Source organism: Caulobacter sp. AVps16, from assembly GCF_058681455.1.
Window position 1 is genome coordinate 3,217,640 of sequence record NZ_CM178739.1, and the last position, 16,206, is coordinate 3,233,845.

A 16,206-nucleotide genomic window follows, 5' to 3' on the forward strand; every position below is an offset into this window, starting at 1 on the left:
GGGGAGGAGCCTGTTCTGGTATCATCCTGGCTGCAGCGAAGAGCCGGGATGACAGGAAGTTAGAGCGTGCCGAGGAAGGCTTCGTAGGCGTCGCGGTCCATCAGGGCCTCGACTTCCGACGGGTTGGAAAGCTGCAGCTTCGCAAACCAGCCGCCGGTTTCCGGCACGGCATTGACCGTCTCGGGCGCGTCACCCAGGGCGGCATTGGCCTCGACCACCTCGCCCGAGACCGGGGCATAGACGTCGGAGGCGGCCTTGACGCTCTCGACCACGGCCAGGCCGTCGCCCTGCTTCACGGTCTTGCCGACCTCAGGCACCTCGACAAACACCACGTCGCCCAGCTGTTCAGCGGCATAGGCGGTGATGCCGACCGTAGCGATATCGCCTTCGACGGCGACCCACTCATGATCCTTGGTAAAACGCATGTCTGGGCCCTTCCTAGAGTTTGCGGACGTAACGATTGGGAACGAATGGCGAGGCCACGACCTCAGCCGCTTGTGACTTGCCGCGGACAATCACCTGCAGCCGCGCGCCGACCACCGCCAGAGCGGGGGGCACAAAGCCGATAGCGATGGCACCGCCGAAGCTTGGTCCGAAGCCGCCGCTGGTGATCACCCCGACCACGGTGCCGGTCTCGTCGGCGATCTGCGCGCCCTCACGGGCCGGAGCACCTTCGAGCACCTTCAGATTGACGCGGATGCGGGAGAGATCGCCGGCCAGTTCGGCACCAATCCGGGACGCGCCCGGGTAATCGGCGGCCTCACGGCGGCGCTTGCCGATGGCGAAATTCAGGCCCGCCTCGATGGGCGAAACGGTCTCGTCGAGGTCGTGACCATAGAGGGGCAGGCCGGCCTCCAGGCGCAGGCTGTCGCGCGCGCCCAGTCCGATGGGCTTCACGCGCTCGTCCTGCAACAGGGTGTTCCAGATGCGCGTCGCGTCGGCGGCCGGCACCGAGATCTCGTAGCCGTCTTCACCGGTATAGCCCGAGCGGGAAATGATGGCCTCGACGCCAAAGGCAGTCAGAACGGCGGTGTCCATGAACACCATATCGGCCGCAGCCGGGACGTGGGCGGCCAGAACGGCGGCGGCTTCGGGCCCCTGCAGGGCCAGCAGGGCGCGATCTTCCAGGCGCTCGACCGTGGCCTCGCCTTCAAGCGCCTTGGCGATGATGGCGTAGTCGTTGTCCTTGCAGGCACCGTTGACCACCACGAACAGGCCATCGTCATCAGGACGCGCGGTCATCAGATCGTCGATAATGCCGCCCTGGGCATTCAGCAGAACGCCATAGCGCTGCTTGCCGGGCTTGAGACCTTGATAGTCGGCCGAGACCACCTTCTCGAAGCTCTTGGCCGGATCCGTGCCCCGAATGCGCGCCTGCCCCATGTGCGAAACGTCGAACAGGCCGGCATGCTCGCGGGTCCACAGATGCTCTTTCAGCACCCCGTCCTTGTACTGAACCGGCATGGAATAGCCCGCAAACGGCACCATGCGCGCGCCGGACGCCACATGGGCGTCATACAGGGGCGTCTTCTTGAGATCTTGGTCGGACACGCGGGGGCTCCAAACGGGGACGGCGCTGCTGGTCCGGCTTTCACCAGACGATCGCGCCCCCGCTGTCCCTTTGACCTGAGAGATTCCGGCCCCGGCCCATCGCGCGAAGGATGGGGAGCCTTGCTCCTTCGGCGGGCCATCCATCTTCCCTGTTCAGGGAGGGCAGACAGCCTCTTTCCAGCGTTCCTAAACCCGCGCGGTCCTTTTGCCTGAGCGTTTCCGGGGCGGTTGCGCCTTCGGCCTCGGGACGCGAATCCCGATGTCTCCCGCGTGGGTCAGGCGCTCAATGCTGGAGGGGGGACCCGGAGTCAAGCACGGGTCCGGCTTCACCGACGCCTCTTGCCGCTTGGTCGCGCGGAATGCCCGTTTCGGCATCATCCTGAGACAGATGGCCGCAGTCCGGGTTTCGGGCCCGTTAACCCTGCTCCCCTGAACTGATAAGGCCACACTTGCGGACTCAGACATGAAGCTCAGACTTCGAGACGCCCTGAACCTGTTTGCCGGTGCCCTGCTGCTGGGCTTCATCCTGGCCACAGCCACCGCCGTATTCTCCCTGCTGGAACTCAGGGTCGGCGGACCGTTGTCAAAGAAGCAGGCCCATGCCTACGAGCTGTTGGCCGACATCCTGCCGCCGCCGCTTTACCTCGTCGAGGCCATGCTGGTCGTGCACCACGGTGCCGAGGACGCCGGACAGGCCGAGGCGACCCTGGCAACCCTGGCCACCCTCAAGAGCCAGGATGAGCAACGTCGGGACTATTGGCAGAAGACTGGGTTGCCGAAGGACGCACAGGCAGCCCTGGAACAGTCCCAGGTGGAAATGGACGCCTTCTGGGCCATCGTGGACCAGAAATACGCCCCCGCCCTGAAGTCCGGCGACGTCATCGCCGTCAACACCTCCATCGCCGCCCTGGAGCCGATCTATGCCCGGCACCGCAAGGTCATCGACAGCCTGACGGTGATGGCCTACAAGGCCGCAGCCGATTCCGTTCTCGAAGCTGAACGCACCACCAAGATCGCCTTTGCTCTCTTGGCGGCGACGACCCTGATGATGCTGGCCCTCGTCGTGGTGGGCTCCAATGTCCTGCGCAATTTCATTGTGAGCCCCCTGTCGAAGGTGTCCGCCTATATGGGCCAGCTGGCTGCGGGGGACTTCACCCAGGAAGTCCCGATGCAGGGGCGCGCCGACGAGGTGGGCGAAATGGCCAGATCGGTCGCCGGTTTCAGAACGGCCTCACTGGAGCGCCAGGCCGCGAAACAGGCCGAGCAGCTGAAGCAGTTCCAGGATCAGGATTGGGCGGCCGAAATGGCGAGAACCGAAGAGCGCAACCTGCGCCAGCAGGTCGTCAAGCTCTTGGGCGGCGGGCTCCGGCAATTGGCGGAAGGCAATCTGACCCAGCGGATAACCGCAACATTTCCACGGGAATTCGAATGTCTGCGCGACGACTTCAACAGCTCTCTGGAAATACTTGAAGAAACCCTGGGGCGGGTCCTGGACAGCACGAGCGCTGTTGACAGCGGCTCACGTGAAATTTCTTCGGCGTCTGATGATCTCGCCCGACGCACAGAGCAACAGGCCGCCAGCCTCGAGGAAACTGCCGCAGCACTGGACCAGGTCACCGCCACCGTGCGGCAGACGGCCGAAAACGCGGCTGAAGCCCAGAAGGCGACTTCAGTCAGCCGCACCATGGTCGGCAAGTCCAGCGCCGTCGCCACTGAGGCCATGACCGCGATGGAGCGGATCGACGCTTCGTCACGGCAGATCGGCCAGATCATCACGGTGATCGACGAGATCGCCTTCCAGACCAATCTTCTGGCCCTCAATGCCGGGGTCGAGGCGGCGCGCGCCGGCGAGGCCGGCCGCGGCTTCGCGGTCGTGGCCCAGGAAGTCCGCGCCCTGGCCCAGCGGTCGGCGGACGCGGCAAAGGAGATCAAGACTCTGGTCACGGAATCCTCCGACAGCGTCCAGAGTGGCGTGGGGCTGGTCGTCCGGGTCGGCGAGGAACTCTCCAGCGTCGTCGACCATTTCGGACGCATCGAGGACCTGGTGAACACCATCGCCTCAGCCGCCAAGCATCAGGCGATCGGCCTGGCCGAGATCAACAATGCTGTCAGCCAGATGGACCAGGTCACCCAGCAGAACGCCGCCATGGTCGAGGAGACCACCGCCGCAAGCCACAGCCTTACCCGCGAAGCTGGCGAACTTGGGGCCCTGATCCAGCGGTTCAGGGTGGGCGAGAGCGGCGCACAGGCCGAAGCCGGAGCCGAAGCCGCCTGACAGGGTCTCACTCCGAGAACTCAGTCAGGGTGCTGACGCGCAGCCTGTGGCTACATGCGCTCCGGGGCTTCAATACCCAGCAGATCCAGGGCCTGCTCCAGTTGCCGCAGGGTGGTCTGGGCCAGGTTCAGACGTGAGGCTCGCGTCGCGTCGTCGTCGGCACTCATGATCGGGCAGGCCGCATAGAACTTCGAGAAGGTCTGGGCCAGCTTGTAGGCATGCTCGGCGACAAAGTTCGGAGCCTTCTTGTCATAGGCCTCGGTCAGAGCCCCTTCGAAAGCGTCCAGCAGCATGGCCAGATCCCGCTCCGCCGGCTCGCCGATGGTGATCCGGCCCGCCTTCAGCCCGGCTTCGGCAGCCTTGCGCAGCACGCTCTTGATCCGCACCGACTGGTACAGAAGATAGGGACCGGTCTTGCCCTCAAAGCTGGTGAACCGATCAAGATCAAACACATAGGACGTGCCGCGGAAGTTCTGCAGGTCGGCGAACTTCAGGGCGGCGATCCCGACCTTGTGGGCGGTCTCTTCGAAGGCCTCTGGCGACAGCTCGGTCCCGAGCCCTGCTTCGCGCAGGCGTTCACGGGCCTTTTCGCGGGCCATTTCGATCAGGTCGTGCAGCTTCAGCACGCCACCGGCCCGGGTCTTGAACGGCTTGCCGTCGCTGCCGTTCATGGTGCCGAAGCCGATATGCTCCAGCGTGCCCGGCTCGGCATAACCGGCCAGATAGGCAGCCCGGAACACCGTCTCGAAATGGTCGGCCTGACGCTGGTCGACGCAATAGAGGATCAGGTGCGGGTCAAAGCTGCTGCGACGGTCGAGGATCGTGGCCAGGTCGGTCGTGCCGTACATGGCCGAGCCTTCGGATGAGACCACCAGCAAGGGCGGCACATCGCGCTTGTCGCCTTCCTGGGACACACGAACGATCCGCGCGCCCTGGTCCTCGACCAGAAGCCCCTTGTCCTCCAGCTGATGCACCATCGGGGCAATCAGTTCCTGGACGTCGCTTTCGCCCTTCCAGAGGTCGAAGTCGACGCCGAGGGCATGGAACTCACGCTCCAGGGCAACCCGGCTGACATTGACGAAATGGCGCCACAGCAGACGGTAGCCGAACCGGCCGTTCTGCAACTCTGCGGTCGCCCGACGGGCCCGCTCCTTGTAGTCGAGATCTTCCTTCTGGCGGGTCGAGGCCAGCGGATAGAGCCGGTCCAGATCCGCCAGGCTGATCAGGGCCGCGAACTCGGCGAGCACCTTGTCCTCATCGGACTTGGTGAAGCCGCGCGGCGCTTCCGGCAGCTTTTCCATCAGGGCCTGGATGAACGGGTGCTCGTCCATCACGGCGGTGATCAGCAGGCCCATCTGGAAGCCCCAGTCGCCGAAGTGGGCGTCACCGACCACGTCGTCACCCCGGAACCGGTACAGGCGCTTGACGGACTCACCGATGATCGAGGCCCGCAGGTGACCCACATGCATCGGCTTGGCGACATTGGGACCGGCATAGTCCACCAGCACCCGGCGCGGCGACTCGACCAGGGCGGCCCCGGCGCGCGGATCTGCGGCGATCTCCTTGGCGCGGGCCGACAGGGCCTCGGCGCTGACCCGCATGTTGATGAAGCCGACGCCGGCGATTTCCACCGAGGCCAGGCGCGGGTCACCCTTCAGGTGATCGACCACCTGCACCGCGATCTCACGCGGATTGCGCTTGGCGCTCTTGGCGGCCGCGAGGGCACCGTTGCATTGGAAATCGGCAAGATCAGGCCGGTCGGACGCCGTGACACGCCCGAACTCGGGAGACAGTCCGGCGGCCTGGAAGGCGGCTGCGGCCGCCTCGCTCAAGGACCGCTTCAAATCACTCATTGCTTGTTGGGAGTCCCTGCTTGGGCCGTCGTCTGGCCGGCATTGACCCGGAAGCGCTTGCCCTCACGATTGAAGGCGGCCATTTCCGGGGTCACGTCGAAGCCGACCAGGACTTCGAAATTGCCGCCGCTGACCTTGGCGTCCGCGCGCGGGATGGTGATGGTCTGCAGCTGCTCGGTGGCGAACACGCGATCCTGCCCCGTCGGGAAGGTGATCGGCAGATCGAAATATTCCTTGGCGATAATCGCCTGGTTCCGCTCGGTGACCGCAACCCAGTAGCGATAGTTGCGCTGGGGCTCAGCGCCCTGCGGACCACGGCCGAGCTGGAACAGCACTTCGACGCGGATGCTGATCGGATCATCGCTCTTGTAGGCACAGCCTGACGAAACGCCCTGGATCTCGCCGGTATAGGCTACCGCCGCCGGGCTTTCCCGCCCGTCCTTGAACTCGACGAAGCGGCTGGCGTCGTAGAGCACCTTCACGTAGGGGCAGGGTCCCGCATTGCGCAGCTGGGCGAGCGGGGCCTTGGACTGGTTCCACTCCTCGTCGCGCTTCTTCTTCTTGCTGGCCTGCTCTTCGTCCTGACCGCCCTGGTCCTGGCCGCGCCCACGGGCCTGGGCGTGAACGCTCGTCGCGGTGGCCGCGATCGAAACAGCCATCAGGGCACTGAGGGCGACGGTGAAATGAGGGCGCATGAAACGTCCGGTCAGAATTGAAAGAGCTTGAAGGAGCGCATGCCCCAGTCGGCGTCATGCAGCCTGATAAAGGCATATGCGTGACGTCGCAATCGACAGCTTTGGCTGCGAACCCCCGCCGCGGTGCTGGCGCGAGGGCCTTCGAACGCTTAGGTTCCCGCCCATGAACGCCCCCGCTCCGGTCCGTCCGCCGCTCACCCTCGTGCTCGCCAGCCCCCGGGGCTTCTGTGCGGGGGTCGATCGCGCCATCCAGATTGTCGAGCGGGCGATCGAGAAATTCGGTGCGCCGGTCTATGTGCGCCACGAGATCGTGCACAATCGTCATGTCGTTGATCGCCTCAAGGCCCTGGGCGCGATCTTCATCGAGGAACTGTCCGAAGCCCCCGATGATCGCCCGGTAGTGTTTTCGGCCCACGGAGTGCCCAAGTCGGTGCCGGCCGAGGCCAAGGCCCGCGAGATGATCTTTCTCGATGCCACCTGCCCCCTGGTTTCCAAGGTCCATGTCGAGGCCCAGAAGCACTTCAATTCGGGCCGTGAGATCGTCCTGATCGGCCATGAAGGTCATCCGGAAGTGGTCGGCACCATGGGCCAGCTGCCCGAGGGCACGGTGACCCTGATCGAAAACATCGACGATGCCCGCGCCTGGATCCCCAAGGATCCGGCCAATGTCGCCTTCCTGACCCAGACCACCTTGTCGGTCGATGACACCGCCGACATGGTCGACCTGCTCAAGGCCCGCTTCCCGGGCATCGCCGCGCCGCACAAGGAAGACATCTGCTACGCCACCACCAATCGGCAGGATGCGGTCAAGACCCTGGCCCAGGGCACCGAACTGGTGCTGGTGGTCGGCTCGCGCAATTCCTCCAACTCGGTGCGCCTGGCCGAGGTCGGCCTGAAGGCCGGTGCCAGGGACGCCCGGCTGATCGATGACGCCAGCGGCCTCGACTGGTCATGGTTCGAAGGGGTCTCGCGCATCGGCCTAACCGCCGGGGCCTCGGCGCCGGAAGACCTGGTCCAGGGAGTCATAGACGCCATCGCCGCACGCTTCGACGTCACCCTCGAGAACCTGGTCGAAGCCCGGGAAACGGTGACCTTCAAGCTGCCAAGGCTGCTGACGACCTAGGCGACCTCTTGACCGCCAGCGCCGGGTCCCGCATCCCCCGGTCATGGCCGTCTATACCGACATCACCGACGAAGAACTGTCCGCCTTCCTGGCCGACTTCGACCTGGGGCAAGCCCTGGCGTTCAAGGGCATCGCCGAAGGCGTGGAGAACTCCAACTTCCTGCTGGAGACGGAGGCCGGGCGTTTCATCCTGACGGTCTACGAAAAGCGCGCCGCGCCGGAAGACCTGCCCTATTTCCTCAACCTGATGCGCTGGCTGGCGGATCGCGGCTTTCCCAGTGCTACGCCGATCGCGGATCGCGCGGGTCGCACCCTGAAGACCCTGCGCGGCAAGCCCGCCGCCCTGGTGCAGTTCCTGTCCGGCCTGTCGGTCCGTCGGCCCACCGTCGCCCATTGCCGTGAAGCCGGCGAGGGCCTGGCCCAGCTGCACCTGGCCGGCGAAGGCTATGCCGGTCGCCGGGTCAATGACCTGGGCCAGCCCTACTGGGCCCCGCTGTTCTCAAAGCACCGCAAGGGTGCCGACGACCTCAAGCCCGGGCTGTCGGCGACGATCGACAAGGACCTGGCCGAGCTGGCCCTGGCCTGGCCGCGCGGCCTGCCGTCAGGCGTGATCCACGCCGACTATTTCCCCGACAACGTCTTCTTCCGGCCGGACGGCAAGTTCGCCGCCGCCATCGACTTCTATTTCGCCTGTGACGACGCTTACGCCTATGACGTGGCGGTGACCCTCAATGCCTGGTGCTTCGAGCCGGACGGCAGCTTCAATGCCACCGCCGCCGCTGCCCTGCTGACCGGCTATCAGCGCCGGCGGCCGCTGAGCCCCGCCGAGAAGCAGGCCCTGCCGATCCTGGCGCGCGGCGCGGCGATGCGGTTCTTCCTGACCCGTCTGGCCGACTGGAAGGCGACCCCGGCCGGTGCCCTGGTCAAGCCCCATGACCCGATGGAGTACGAACGCAAGCTGGCGGTGCACCGCGAAGGCCTGACCCTGTTCGGTGCCCCTGCATGACCCCGAAGGTGGTCGTCTATACGGACGGCGCCTGTAAGGGGAACCCTGGCCCCGGCGGCTGGGGGGCCATCCTCCTCTATGGCGACAAGAAGAAGGAAATCTGCGGCGGCGAGGCCCATACGACCAATAACCGCATGGAGCTGATGGGGGCGATCCAGGCCCTGGAAACGCTGAACAGGCCCTGCAAGGTCGAGCTGCATACCGACAGCCAGTATGTGATGAAGGGCGTCACCCAGTGGATCCACGGCTGGAAGGCCCGCGGCTGGCGCACGGCCGACAAGAGCCCGGTCAAGAACGACGACCTGTGGAAACGCCTCGACGCCGCCCGCAACCGCCACGAGGTCGACTGGCGCTGGGTCAAGGGCCATGCCGGCCATCCCCTCAATGAGCGGGCCGATGAACTGGCCAATCAGGGTCTGAGCGAGCGGCGGGGCTAGGGCGACCCCGGGTATGAACTTCGTCGGCTATTATCGCCTGCCGCCCGTGCGCGGGGTCTATTTCAGTCCGGCCCAGGAGGAGCGGCTCCTGCTGCTGGGCTGCGAAGAGGTCTTCAGCGACCGCTGTCTGGCCGGCGCAGTCCTGCGGACCGGCCTGGAGCGGGCCCTGGCCGCCCTGGTCCCAGGCGGCGTGCTGGCCGTGCCCAGCCTCCATGCCCTGGCCGGCTCCATGGTTGACCTGCTGGACGTGATCCAGCAGCTGAAGGCCCGCGACCTGCATCTGGTCGTCGTGCAGCCCGCGATCGACACCCGCACTGATCCGGGCCTGTTCGAGGCCTGGCAGACCCTGGCGACCTTCAATGGCGAGCGCGCCATGGTCCGCAGCGCCGAGGCGTCTATGGTCGCCAGGGGGCTTCCGACGACCGCCCCGGAAGCCTGAGAGCGCCCGCCTCAGCTCTTCAGCCGATAGCCCGTCTTGAAGATCCACCACACAGCCGTCAGGCAAAGGGCCAGGAAGGCTACGGTCATGGCCAGGCTGACACCCACCCCGACGTCGGAGACGCCGTAGAAGCTCCAGCGGAAGCCACTGACCAGATAGACCACCGGATTGAACAGGGTGATCTTCTGCCAGACCTCCGGCAGCATGTTGATCGAGTAGAAACTGCCACCCAGGAAGGTCAGGGGCGTGACCACCAGCAGGGGCACGATCTGCAGCTTCTGGAAGTCGTCGGCCCAGACCCCGATCACAAAGCCGAACAGGCTGAAGGTGATGGCGGTCAGCACCAGGAAGAGCAGCATCACGAACGGGTGGGCAATCTCGAACGGCACGAAGATCCGGGCCGTGGCCAGGATCAGCAGGCCGAGCAGGACTGACTTGGTGGCCGCCGCACCGACATAGCCGATTACCGTCTCGAGCCACGAGACCGGAGCTGACAGCAGCTCATAGATCGTGCCGGCCCATTTGGGCATGTAGATCCCGAACGAGGCGTTGGAGATGCTTTCACCCAGGAGCGACAGCATGATCAGGCCGGGCACGATGAAGGCTCCGTAGCTGACCCCGTCGATGGCCTGCATGCGCGAGCCGATGGCCGAGCCGAACACCACGAAATAGAGCGAGGTCGACAGCACCGGCGAGACGATGCTCTGGGCCAGGGTCCGGAACCACCGCGCCATCTCGAAGCGGTAGATGGCCTTGATCGCAAAGAGGTTCATGCCGCGTCCCTCACCAGGCTGACGAAGATGTCTTCCAGCGAGCTCTGGCTGGTGCGCAGGTCCTTGAAGTCGATGCCCTGGTCGCCGAGGCGGCGCAGCAGTTCGGCGATGCCGGTCTCCTCGGCCTGGGCGTCGAAGCTGTAGATCAGTTCATGACCGTCGGCCGCCAGCTCGAGAGCATAGTCGGACAGGGCGGCGGGCACGGTGGCCAGGGGGTTCTGCAGCTGCAGGGTCAGCTGCTTCTTGCCCAGCTTGCGCATCAGCACGGCCTTGTCCTCGACCAGGATGATCTCGCCCTTGCTGATCACCCCGATCCGGTCGGCCATCTCCTCGGCCTCCTCGATATAGTGGGTGGTCAGGATGATGGTGACGCCGCTGGCCCGCAGGGCCCGCACCATCTCCCACATGTCCCGGCGCAGCTCGACGTCGACGCCGGCGGTGGGTTCATCGAGGAACAGGATGGACGGCTCATGGCTGAGCGCCTTGGCGATCATCACCCGCCGTTTCATGCCGCCCGACAGCGTCATGATCTTGGCGTCCTTCTTGTCCCAAAGGGACAGGTCGCGGAGCACCTTTTCAATATGGGCGTCATCGCGCGGCTTGCCGAACAGGCCGCGGGAAAAGCGCACAGTCGCCCAGACGGTCTCGAAGGCGTCGGTGTTCAGCTCCTGCGGCACCAGGCCGATCTTGGACCGGGCGGCGCGGTAGTCCGTCACCACGTCATGGCCGTCGGCCAGAACGGTTCCGGTGCTGGGATTGACGATCCCGCAGATGATGCTGATCAGGGTGGTCTTGCCCGCCCCGTTAGGCCCCAGCAGGGCGAAGATCTCGCCCTGGCGGATGTCCAGATCCACCGTCTTCAGGGCCTGATGGCCTGAAGCATAGGTCTTGGTCAGACCCGATACCGAAATAATGCCCTTCACGGGTCCCCCTCGCAGACCCCGCGCGATGCAAGCGGCGGGGCATGGGCCAGATAGGGACGTTCCCGACCTGGCGCCAGACGCGACCGGCGCGCCCGGAAATGATCTAGTAGGCCCGCACCGTCAGGGTCGCCCCCTCGACGCCCACCACCTGGATGCGCTGACCCGGCAGGGGCGGACCGCCGTCCAGCCGCGCCTGCCATTCCTTGCCGTCGACAAACACCCGGCCCATGCCCGCCTCGAAGGTCGACAGCACTTCACCATCGCGACCGATCAGGCGCAGCAGGGGATCGTTCAGGTCCGGGGCGTCGCCCTCGAGGACCGGCTTCAGATAACGCCGGGCCAGATAGGTGGCGGCAATGGTCAGGATCGCGAACAGCGCGATCTCGACGGGCAGGTTCGTCGGCAGGATCAGGCTCAGGACACCGACCAGGGCCGAGGCGGCGGCAGGCCAGAGCAGCCAGCCGCTGCCGGTCCCGACCTCTACGGCCAGGAACAAGGCTGCCACCGAGAGCCAGACCCAGAAGGGGTGCATTGCATAGAAGGTCGCCAGGGCTTCCATCGACTCAGACCTTCTTGACGCCACCCGTCGGCGTATTGGTGCGCGGAACCGGCGGTGTGGGGGCCACAGAACCGCCGCTGCCCAGGGTCTTGATCAGTTCGGCCACCCCCGCGACCGTGCCGGTCAGGCCGGCGAAGTCGGCGGGCACGATGACGGTCTTGGCGTTGGGCGAGCGGGCCAGATCGCCGAAGGCTTCGACATATTTCTGAGCGATGAAATAGTTGATGGCGTTGACGTCGCCCTTGGAGATGGCCTCCGAGACAAAGGCCGTCGCCTTGGCCTCGGCCTCGGCTTCCCGCTCGCGCGCCTCGGAGTCGCGGAAGGCGGCTTCCTTGCGGCCCTCGGCCTGAAGGATGGCAGCCTGTTTCTGGCCCTCGGCCCGGGCGATCTGGGCCTGCTTCTCGCCTTCAGCTTCAGTGATCACGGCACGGCGCTCGCGCTCGGCCTTCATCTGCCGGGCCATGGCATTGGTGATGTCAGCCGGCGGGGTCAGGTCCTTGATCTCGATGCGAGCGATCTTGACGCCCCAGGGCCCGGTGGCGTGGTCGATGGTCGACAGCAGGCGGGTATTGATCTGGTCGCGCTGGCTCAGCACCTCGTCCAGCTCCATCGAGCCGACCACGGTGCGCAGATTGGTCTGTGCCAGCTGGGTAATGGCGTACATCAGGTTGTCGACCTTGTAGGCCGCCTGGGCGGCATCCATCACCTGGATGAAGACAATGGCATCGACCTTCACCGACACGTTGTCCTTGGTGATGACCTCCTGCTGGGGCACGTCGAGGACCTGCTCCATCATGTTCACCTTGCGCCCGATCGTCTCGACGAAAGGCATCAGGATGGTGATGCCGGGCTTGAGGGTGCGGGTGTAGCGACCAAAGCGCTCGACCGTGAACTCACGCCCCTGGGGCACGATCTTGATAACGCTGATGACCAGCAGCAGGGCCAGGACCAGGAGAACCAGAGGAACCAGATACGAGGCCAAGACGACGCTCCCTGCACAACCGAGAGGCGCAGGTTAGCGCGGTGCGGCGACCTCCGCCATCGGTTCCGGTACGATCTCGCCGCGCGGCACCAGTCGGACCGATTGCGAGAGCTTCAGGGCCAGGGCCTGGCCCTTGCGGGCTGACTGCTGTTCGGCCTTGCGGCTGGCGGCATCGCACAGCGGAAACTCGCCCTGGCGGGCCGCAAAGCCGGTGTTGAACCGCTCGCGCAGCTGGGCGTCAAAGGCCTGCTCGGCCTGTTCCACCTCGGTCAGGCGGACCATGCGCGAGCGCCAGAACTGGTCATTGAGGCCTTCGCAGGTTTGCCGCAGGGCATGGCTCTCACCGAGCGTATAGGCCAGGTCCAGCAGGCGCTGGCGCTCTTCCGGCTCACGCTCCTGGGCGAGGGCGGCGGTGGCCAGACTGGCGATGATCAGGGCGGCAACAGGCAAGCGAAGCATGAGCCCACTATTCCCAAACGACGGGCCAATGTCACGATCACGCGCCCGGCACGCGAGTCCTTGGCAACCGGAAAGCCAATCCGGCCTTGTTACCGCCACGGGTCGGCAGCAAGGCTGGGCCGGCTGCAAGGAGGTCGATCATGACTGAAGTGCATTATGGCGTCGTGCGCGTCGAAGATCACTGGTCCATCGTGGGCGAACACCTGCGCTTTGGGCGCTATGCCAGCCAGGCCCTGGCCAGCAAGGCAGCGGCGCGGCTGGCCGAGCAATCGACCGGCGTCGGCATGTCCGTTCTGCTGGCGGTGCAGCACGAGGACTTCACCCTGCCCGCGCCGACCCGGCTGGGCTGAACGCCCTCAGGCTTCGGTGCCTTGGCCGGCCATCCAGGATTTGACCACCCGCCAGACCTGAAGAGCTGAGGCCACGAAGCCGACGATCGAGGCGATGATCTGGAAGGCATTCCAGACCGCCGCGACCAGCGGGCCCTCCACGACCATCGAGACCACCGGATAGATCAACTGGCTGACGATGATCCGGAACTGGGCATAGGCCTCGGAGTATTCGATCGTGACCCGGCCGATCGTCGCGAGGATCAGGACCGCCAGGACCGGCGACCACAGCAGCGGCAGGACCAGCAGCAGGGCCAGCAGGGTGACCAGGCACTTGGCGATCAAGCTGGCCCGGGACACCACCGTGACCCCCACACCGATCACCACCGCAACGCCCAGCAGGGCAAAGCTGACCGGAAGCACCTTGTCGGCGACCTCCACAAGATCCCGTCCAAGCGCCACACTGACAAACCCCGCGCCGGCCAGGACCAGGACGAACGAGGCCAGCCAGAGCGCGCTGTATTCGCTGAGCCGCGTCTTCAGGATTTCGCCGGTGCTCATGCCATTCTCCCCGTGCCGGCGGTGAGCCTGCCTCGGAAGCCCGGCCGCGTCGACGGGAAACTGGGCCAGCGGGACCTGTGGGACAGCCCTCTGTCTGGACGCCCGGAACCTAGGCGTTCAGGGCCGAGATGCGGCGGATCGCGGCCTGGGCCTCGGTGACCAGCTGCTCGACGATAACGCCCGCCGGCAGCACCTCGCGGATGCCGCCCGCGCTCTGGCCCATGGCAAAGCAGGACCTTTCCGCATCGAGGCCCTCGATCTGGCCACCGATGCCGCCCATGGCCCCATTGCGGAACGAGACCATGGCCTGCTGCGGGAAGCCCTGGATGTCACCGGGGCGGGATTCCCAGTCCTCGACATAGGGGTTCTTCTTCACCCGCATCGGCTTTCCCGAATAGCAGCGGGTGCGGACCGTATCCTCGTCGGCGGCCTCGACCACCGCCTGGCGATAGAGATCACCGGCATGGGCTTCGGTGGAGGCGATGAACCGTGTGCCCATCCAGACGCCCTGGGCGCCCAGGGCCAGGGCCGCCGCCAGACCGCGACCATCGTGCAGGCCACCGGCGGCGACCACCGGGATCTTCACCGCATCCACGGCCTGGGCGACCAGGGGCAGGGTCCCGACCAGACCGGTATGGCCACCGCCCTCGCCGCCCTGGCAGATCACTGCGTCGCAGCCGGCCTGCTCGGCCTTGACCGCATGTTTCACGGCTCCGCAGACCACCATGACCTTCAGGCCGGCGCTTTTCAGGCGTTCGATGATCGGCATCGGAACACCGAGGCCGGCGATGAAGGCCGATGCGCCCTCGGCGATGATGACCTCTACGCTGGCCGTCAGGGCGTCCGGGGTCGCGGCCAGCAGGTCAACGCCGAACGGACGGTCGGTCAGGGCGCGGACCTGACGCATCTGGTCGCGGATGAAGTCCGGCGTCGTGCCGGCCATGCCCAGAACGCCATAGCCGCCGGCATTGGAGACGGCCGCCGCCAGGGGCGCATAGGAGACCCCGCCCATGCCGGCCAGCAGGATCGGGTGCTCGATGTCCAGTAGATCGCAAAGGGGCGTATGCAGTGCCATGGAACCCGTCCTCCCGTAATTTTCCGGCAGGATGGGCGTCGGGTCGCGGCCCTAGCAAGCGTGCCGCGAGGGCAGGGCCCTCAGATCCGGTCGGTCCGGACGGCCTCGGCCGTGGCTTCGGTCGTGAAGAAGCAGGCGGCCATGGCGGTCAGCATCATGGCGATCAGGGCCAGCATGCCACGGGGCGGAGCCAGGGTGACGACGTCTTGCGGGGTCATCGTTGCGTTTCCTCGAAAGGCACCCGGATCTGACGTCCAGCCTACCTTCGAGGAAAGCTTCTCACCCGCCCTGCCCTCACGCAAGACCCTTATTTCGATAGGGTTTTCTTCGACGATTGAGTCCAGAAATCAATCCGGAATCAGAAGATCGAATAGCCACCGTCGATCACCAGGGTGTCGCCCGAATGATAGGTTGAGGCGTCGGAGGCCAGATAGACCGCCATGCCGCCGAAATCGGCCGGCTCGCCCCAGCGACGGGCCGGAACCCGGGGGATGACCTTCTCGGCGAAGGCGGGGGCGCTCTGGGCACCGGCAGTCATGTCGGTAGCGATCCAGCCCGGCAGGATGGCATTGGCGCGGACGCCGTAGCGGGCATGCTCGACCGCGACGGACTTGATCATCGAGATCACCGCCCCCTTTGTGGCCGCATAGGCCTCGTTGCGGGCCGCCCCCTCGATGGCCGCCAGCGAAGCGACGCCGACCAGCGAGCCGCCGGGATCGCCCGACTTGGCCCGGTCAACCATGTGCCGGCAGGCCTCGCGCAGGGTGAAGAACACGCCGTCCAGATTGACTGCCAGGATCTTGCGATAGGTCTCAGTCTGCATGTCGACAAAGGACGGCGACCCAAAGCCCACCCCGGCATTGGCGAACACCGAGTCGATCCGGCCCATGGCCGTCACGGCTTCGACCATGGCCTCGGCGACCTGGGACTCGTCGGACACGTCGACGGTCTGGGCCTTGACCCGCACACCGTGTTTCAGGAGTTCGCCTTCGGCGGCCTGGTTGCGCTCGGCATTGGAGCCCCAGATGACAATGTCGGCCCCCGACTGGGCCAGGGCCGTGGCCATGCCCAGGCCGATGCCGCGATTGCCGCCGGTGACCAGGGCCACCTTGCCGGCCAGATTGAACGGCGCATAGGCCATGGCGTTTCTCCCGTGAACGTTTGTT

At 65.8% G+C, this 16,206-nt stretch carries 19 protein-coding genes and 1 riboswitch; of the genes, 6 read left to right on the forward strand and 13 right to left on the reverse strand.

The annotated features are described in order from the left end of the window. Positions 1–59: 59 nt before the first annotated feature. Both gcvH and gcvT read right to left on the reverse strand, forming a co-directional pair. Positions 60–425 carry a glycine cleavage system protein GcvH gene (gcvH, locus tag ACW17U_RS15430; RefSeq protein ID WP_492053597.1) on the reverse strand — a complete coding sequence of 122 codons (366 nt, stop codon included), beginning with the start codon at positions 423–425 and terminating at the stop codon, positions 60–62. 13 nt (positions 426–438) lie between these two features. Then, complete coding sequence (gene gcvT, locus ACW17U_RS15435) at positions 439–1,488, reverse strand: glycine cleavage system aminomethyltransferase GcvT (RefSeq protein ID WP_492055750.1); 1,050 nt, start codon at positions 1,486–1,488, stop codon at positions 439–441. Between the two features lie 250 nt (positions 1,489–1,738). Beyond that, positions 1,739–1,830, reverse strand: a riboswitch (glycine riboswitch). A gap of 184 nt (positions 1,831–2,014) precedes the next feature. On the opposite strand from gcvT, the gene ACW17U_RS15440 reads away from it, so the two are divergent. Then, on the forward strand, positions 2,015–3,826 hold the full coding sequence (locus ACW17U_RS15440) for a methyl-accepting chemotaxis protein (RefSeq protein WP_492053599.1): 1,812 nt from the start codon (positions 2,015–2,017) through the stop codon (positions 3,824–3,826). 50 nt (positions 3,827–3,876) lie between these two features. Here ACW17U_RS15440 and argS read toward each other — a convergent pair whose 3' ends face one another. After that, on the reverse strand, positions 3,877–5,679 hold the full coding sequence (gene argS / locus ACW17U_RS15445; RefSeq protein WP_492053600.1) for an arginine--tRNA ligase: 1,803 nt from the start codon (positions 5,677–5,679) through the stop codon (positions 3,877–3,879). Beyond that, positions 5,676–6,374, reverse strand: coding sequence for a hypothetical protein (locus ACW17U_RS15450; protein WP_062143249.1), 699 nt, complete (start codon positions 6,372–6,374; stop codon positions 5,676–5,678). The genes argS and ACW17U_RS15450 overlap by 4 nt, the downstream gene beginning before the upstream one ends. 163 nt (positions 6,375–6,537) lie before the next feature. On the opposite strand from ACW17U_RS15450, the gene ispH reads away from it, so the two are divergent. Genes ispH through ACW17U_RS15470 form a run of 4 tightly spaced genes read left to right on the forward strand, consistent with a single transcriptional unit; the run spans position 6,538 to position 9,379 of the window. Beyond that, positions 6,538–7,497 (forward strand): 4-hydroxy-3-methylbut-2-enyl diphosphate reductase, encoded by a 960-nt coding sequence (gene ispH / locus ACW17U_RS15455; RefSeq protein WP_492053602.1) that lies wholly within the window; start codon positions 6,538–6,540, stop codon positions 7,495–7,497. Between the two features lie 43 nt (positions 7,498–7,540). Further along, positions 7,541–8,503 carry a homoserine kinase gene (gene thrB / locus ACW17U_RS15460; protein WP_492053604.1) on the forward strand — a complete coding sequence of 321 codons (963 nt, stop codon included), beginning with the start codon at positions 7,541–7,543 and terminating at the stop codon, positions 8,501–8,503. Further along, positions 8,500–8,940, forward strand: coding sequence for a ribonuclease HI (gene rnhA / locus ACW17U_RS15465; protein WP_492053605.1), 441 nt, complete (start codon positions 8,500–8,502; stop codon positions 8,938–8,940). Before thrB ends, rnhA begins: the two co-directional genes overlap by 4 nt. Before the next feature lie 13 nt (positions 8,941–8,953). Continuing rightward, positions 8,954–9,379, forward strand: a complete 426-nt coding sequence (locus ACW17U_RS15470) for a recombinase family protein (protein WP_062143239.1) — start codon at positions 8,954–8,956, stop codon at positions 9,377–9,379. Positions 9,380–9,390: 11 nt separating this feature from the next. Here ACW17U_RS15470 and ACW17U_RS15475 read toward each other — a convergent pair whose 3' ends face one another. The 5 genes from ACW17U_RS15475 to ACW17U_RS15495 all read right to left on the reverse strand — a co-directional run bounded on the left by ACW17U_RS15475 (position 9,391) and on the right by ACW17U_RS15495 (position 13,075). After that, on the reverse strand, positions 9,391–10,152 hold the full coding sequence (locus ACW17U_RS15475; protein ID WP_062143236.1) for an ABC transporter permease: 762 nt from the start codon (positions 10,150–10,152) through the stop codon (positions 9,391–9,393). Further along, entirely contained in the window at positions 10,149–11,090 is a 942-nt protein-coding gene (locus ACW17U_RS15480; protein WP_492055751.1) for an ABC transporter ATP-binding protein, read from the reverse strand. Before ACW17U_RS15480 ends, ACW17U_RS15475 begins: the two co-directional genes overlap by 4 nt. Positions 11,091–11,178: 88 nt before the next feature. Then, positions 11,179–11,634 carry an NfeD family protein gene (locus ACW17U_RS15485; protein ID WP_062143230.1) on the reverse strand — a complete coding sequence of 152 codons (456 nt, stop codon included), beginning with the start codon at positions 11,632–11,634 and terminating at the stop codon, positions 11,179–11,181. Between the two features lie 4 nt (positions 11,635–11,638). Beyond that, on the reverse strand, positions 11,639–12,616 hold the full coding sequence (locus ACW17U_RS15490) for an SPFH domain-containing protein (RefSeq protein ID WP_062143228.1): 978 nt from the start codon (positions 12,614–12,616) through the stop codon (positions 11,639–11,641). Positions 12,617–12,649: 33 nt separating this feature from the next. Then, the gene (locus ACW17U_RS15495; protein WP_062143220.1) at positions 12,650–13,075 is read right to left on the reverse strand and encodes a TIGR02301 family protein; all 426 of its coding nucleotides are present in this window, start codon (positions 13,073–13,075) and stop codon (positions 12,650–12,652) included. 140 nt (positions 13,076–13,215) lie between these two features. Between ACW17U_RS15495 and ACW17U_RS15500 the strand changes: the two genes are divergently transcribed. Then, positions 13,216–13,425, forward strand: coding sequence for a hypothetical protein (locus tag ACW17U_RS15500; protein WP_062143217.1), 210 nt, complete (start codon positions 13,216–13,218; stop codon positions 13,423–13,425). Positions 13,426–13,431: 6 nt separating this feature from the next. Here ACW17U_RS15500 and ACW17U_RS15505 read toward each other — a convergent pair whose 3' ends face one another. The 4 genes from ACW17U_RS15505 to ACW17U_RS15520 form a co-directional block, all read right to left on the reverse strand. Next, positions 13,432–13,965, reverse strand: coding sequence for a hypothetical protein (locus ACW17U_RS15505; RefSeq protein ID WP_492053609.1), 534 nt, complete (start codon positions 13,963–13,965; stop codon positions 13,432–13,434). Between the two features lie 109 nt (positions 13,966–14,074). Next, positions 14,075–15,040, reverse strand: a complete 966-nt coding sequence (locus tag ACW17U_RS15510) for an NAD(P)H-dependent flavin oxidoreductase (RefSeq protein WP_492053611.1) — start codon at positions 15,038–15,040, stop codon at positions 14,075–14,077. An 80-nt stretch (positions 15,041–15,120) separates the two neighbouring features. Beyond that, on the reverse strand, positions 15,121–15,258 hold the full coding sequence (locus ACW17U_RS15515; RefSeq protein WP_492053613.1) for a hypothetical protein: 138 nt from the start codon (positions 15,256–15,258) through the stop codon (positions 15,121–15,123). 140 nt (positions 15,259–15,398) lie between these two features. After that, positions 15,399–16,181, reverse strand: a complete 783-nt coding sequence (locus ACW17U_RS15520; protein ID WP_492053614.1) for an SDR family NAD(P)-dependent oxidoreductase — start codon at positions 16,179–16,181, stop codon at positions 15,399–15,401. Positions 16,182–16,206: the final 25 nt, after the last annotated feature.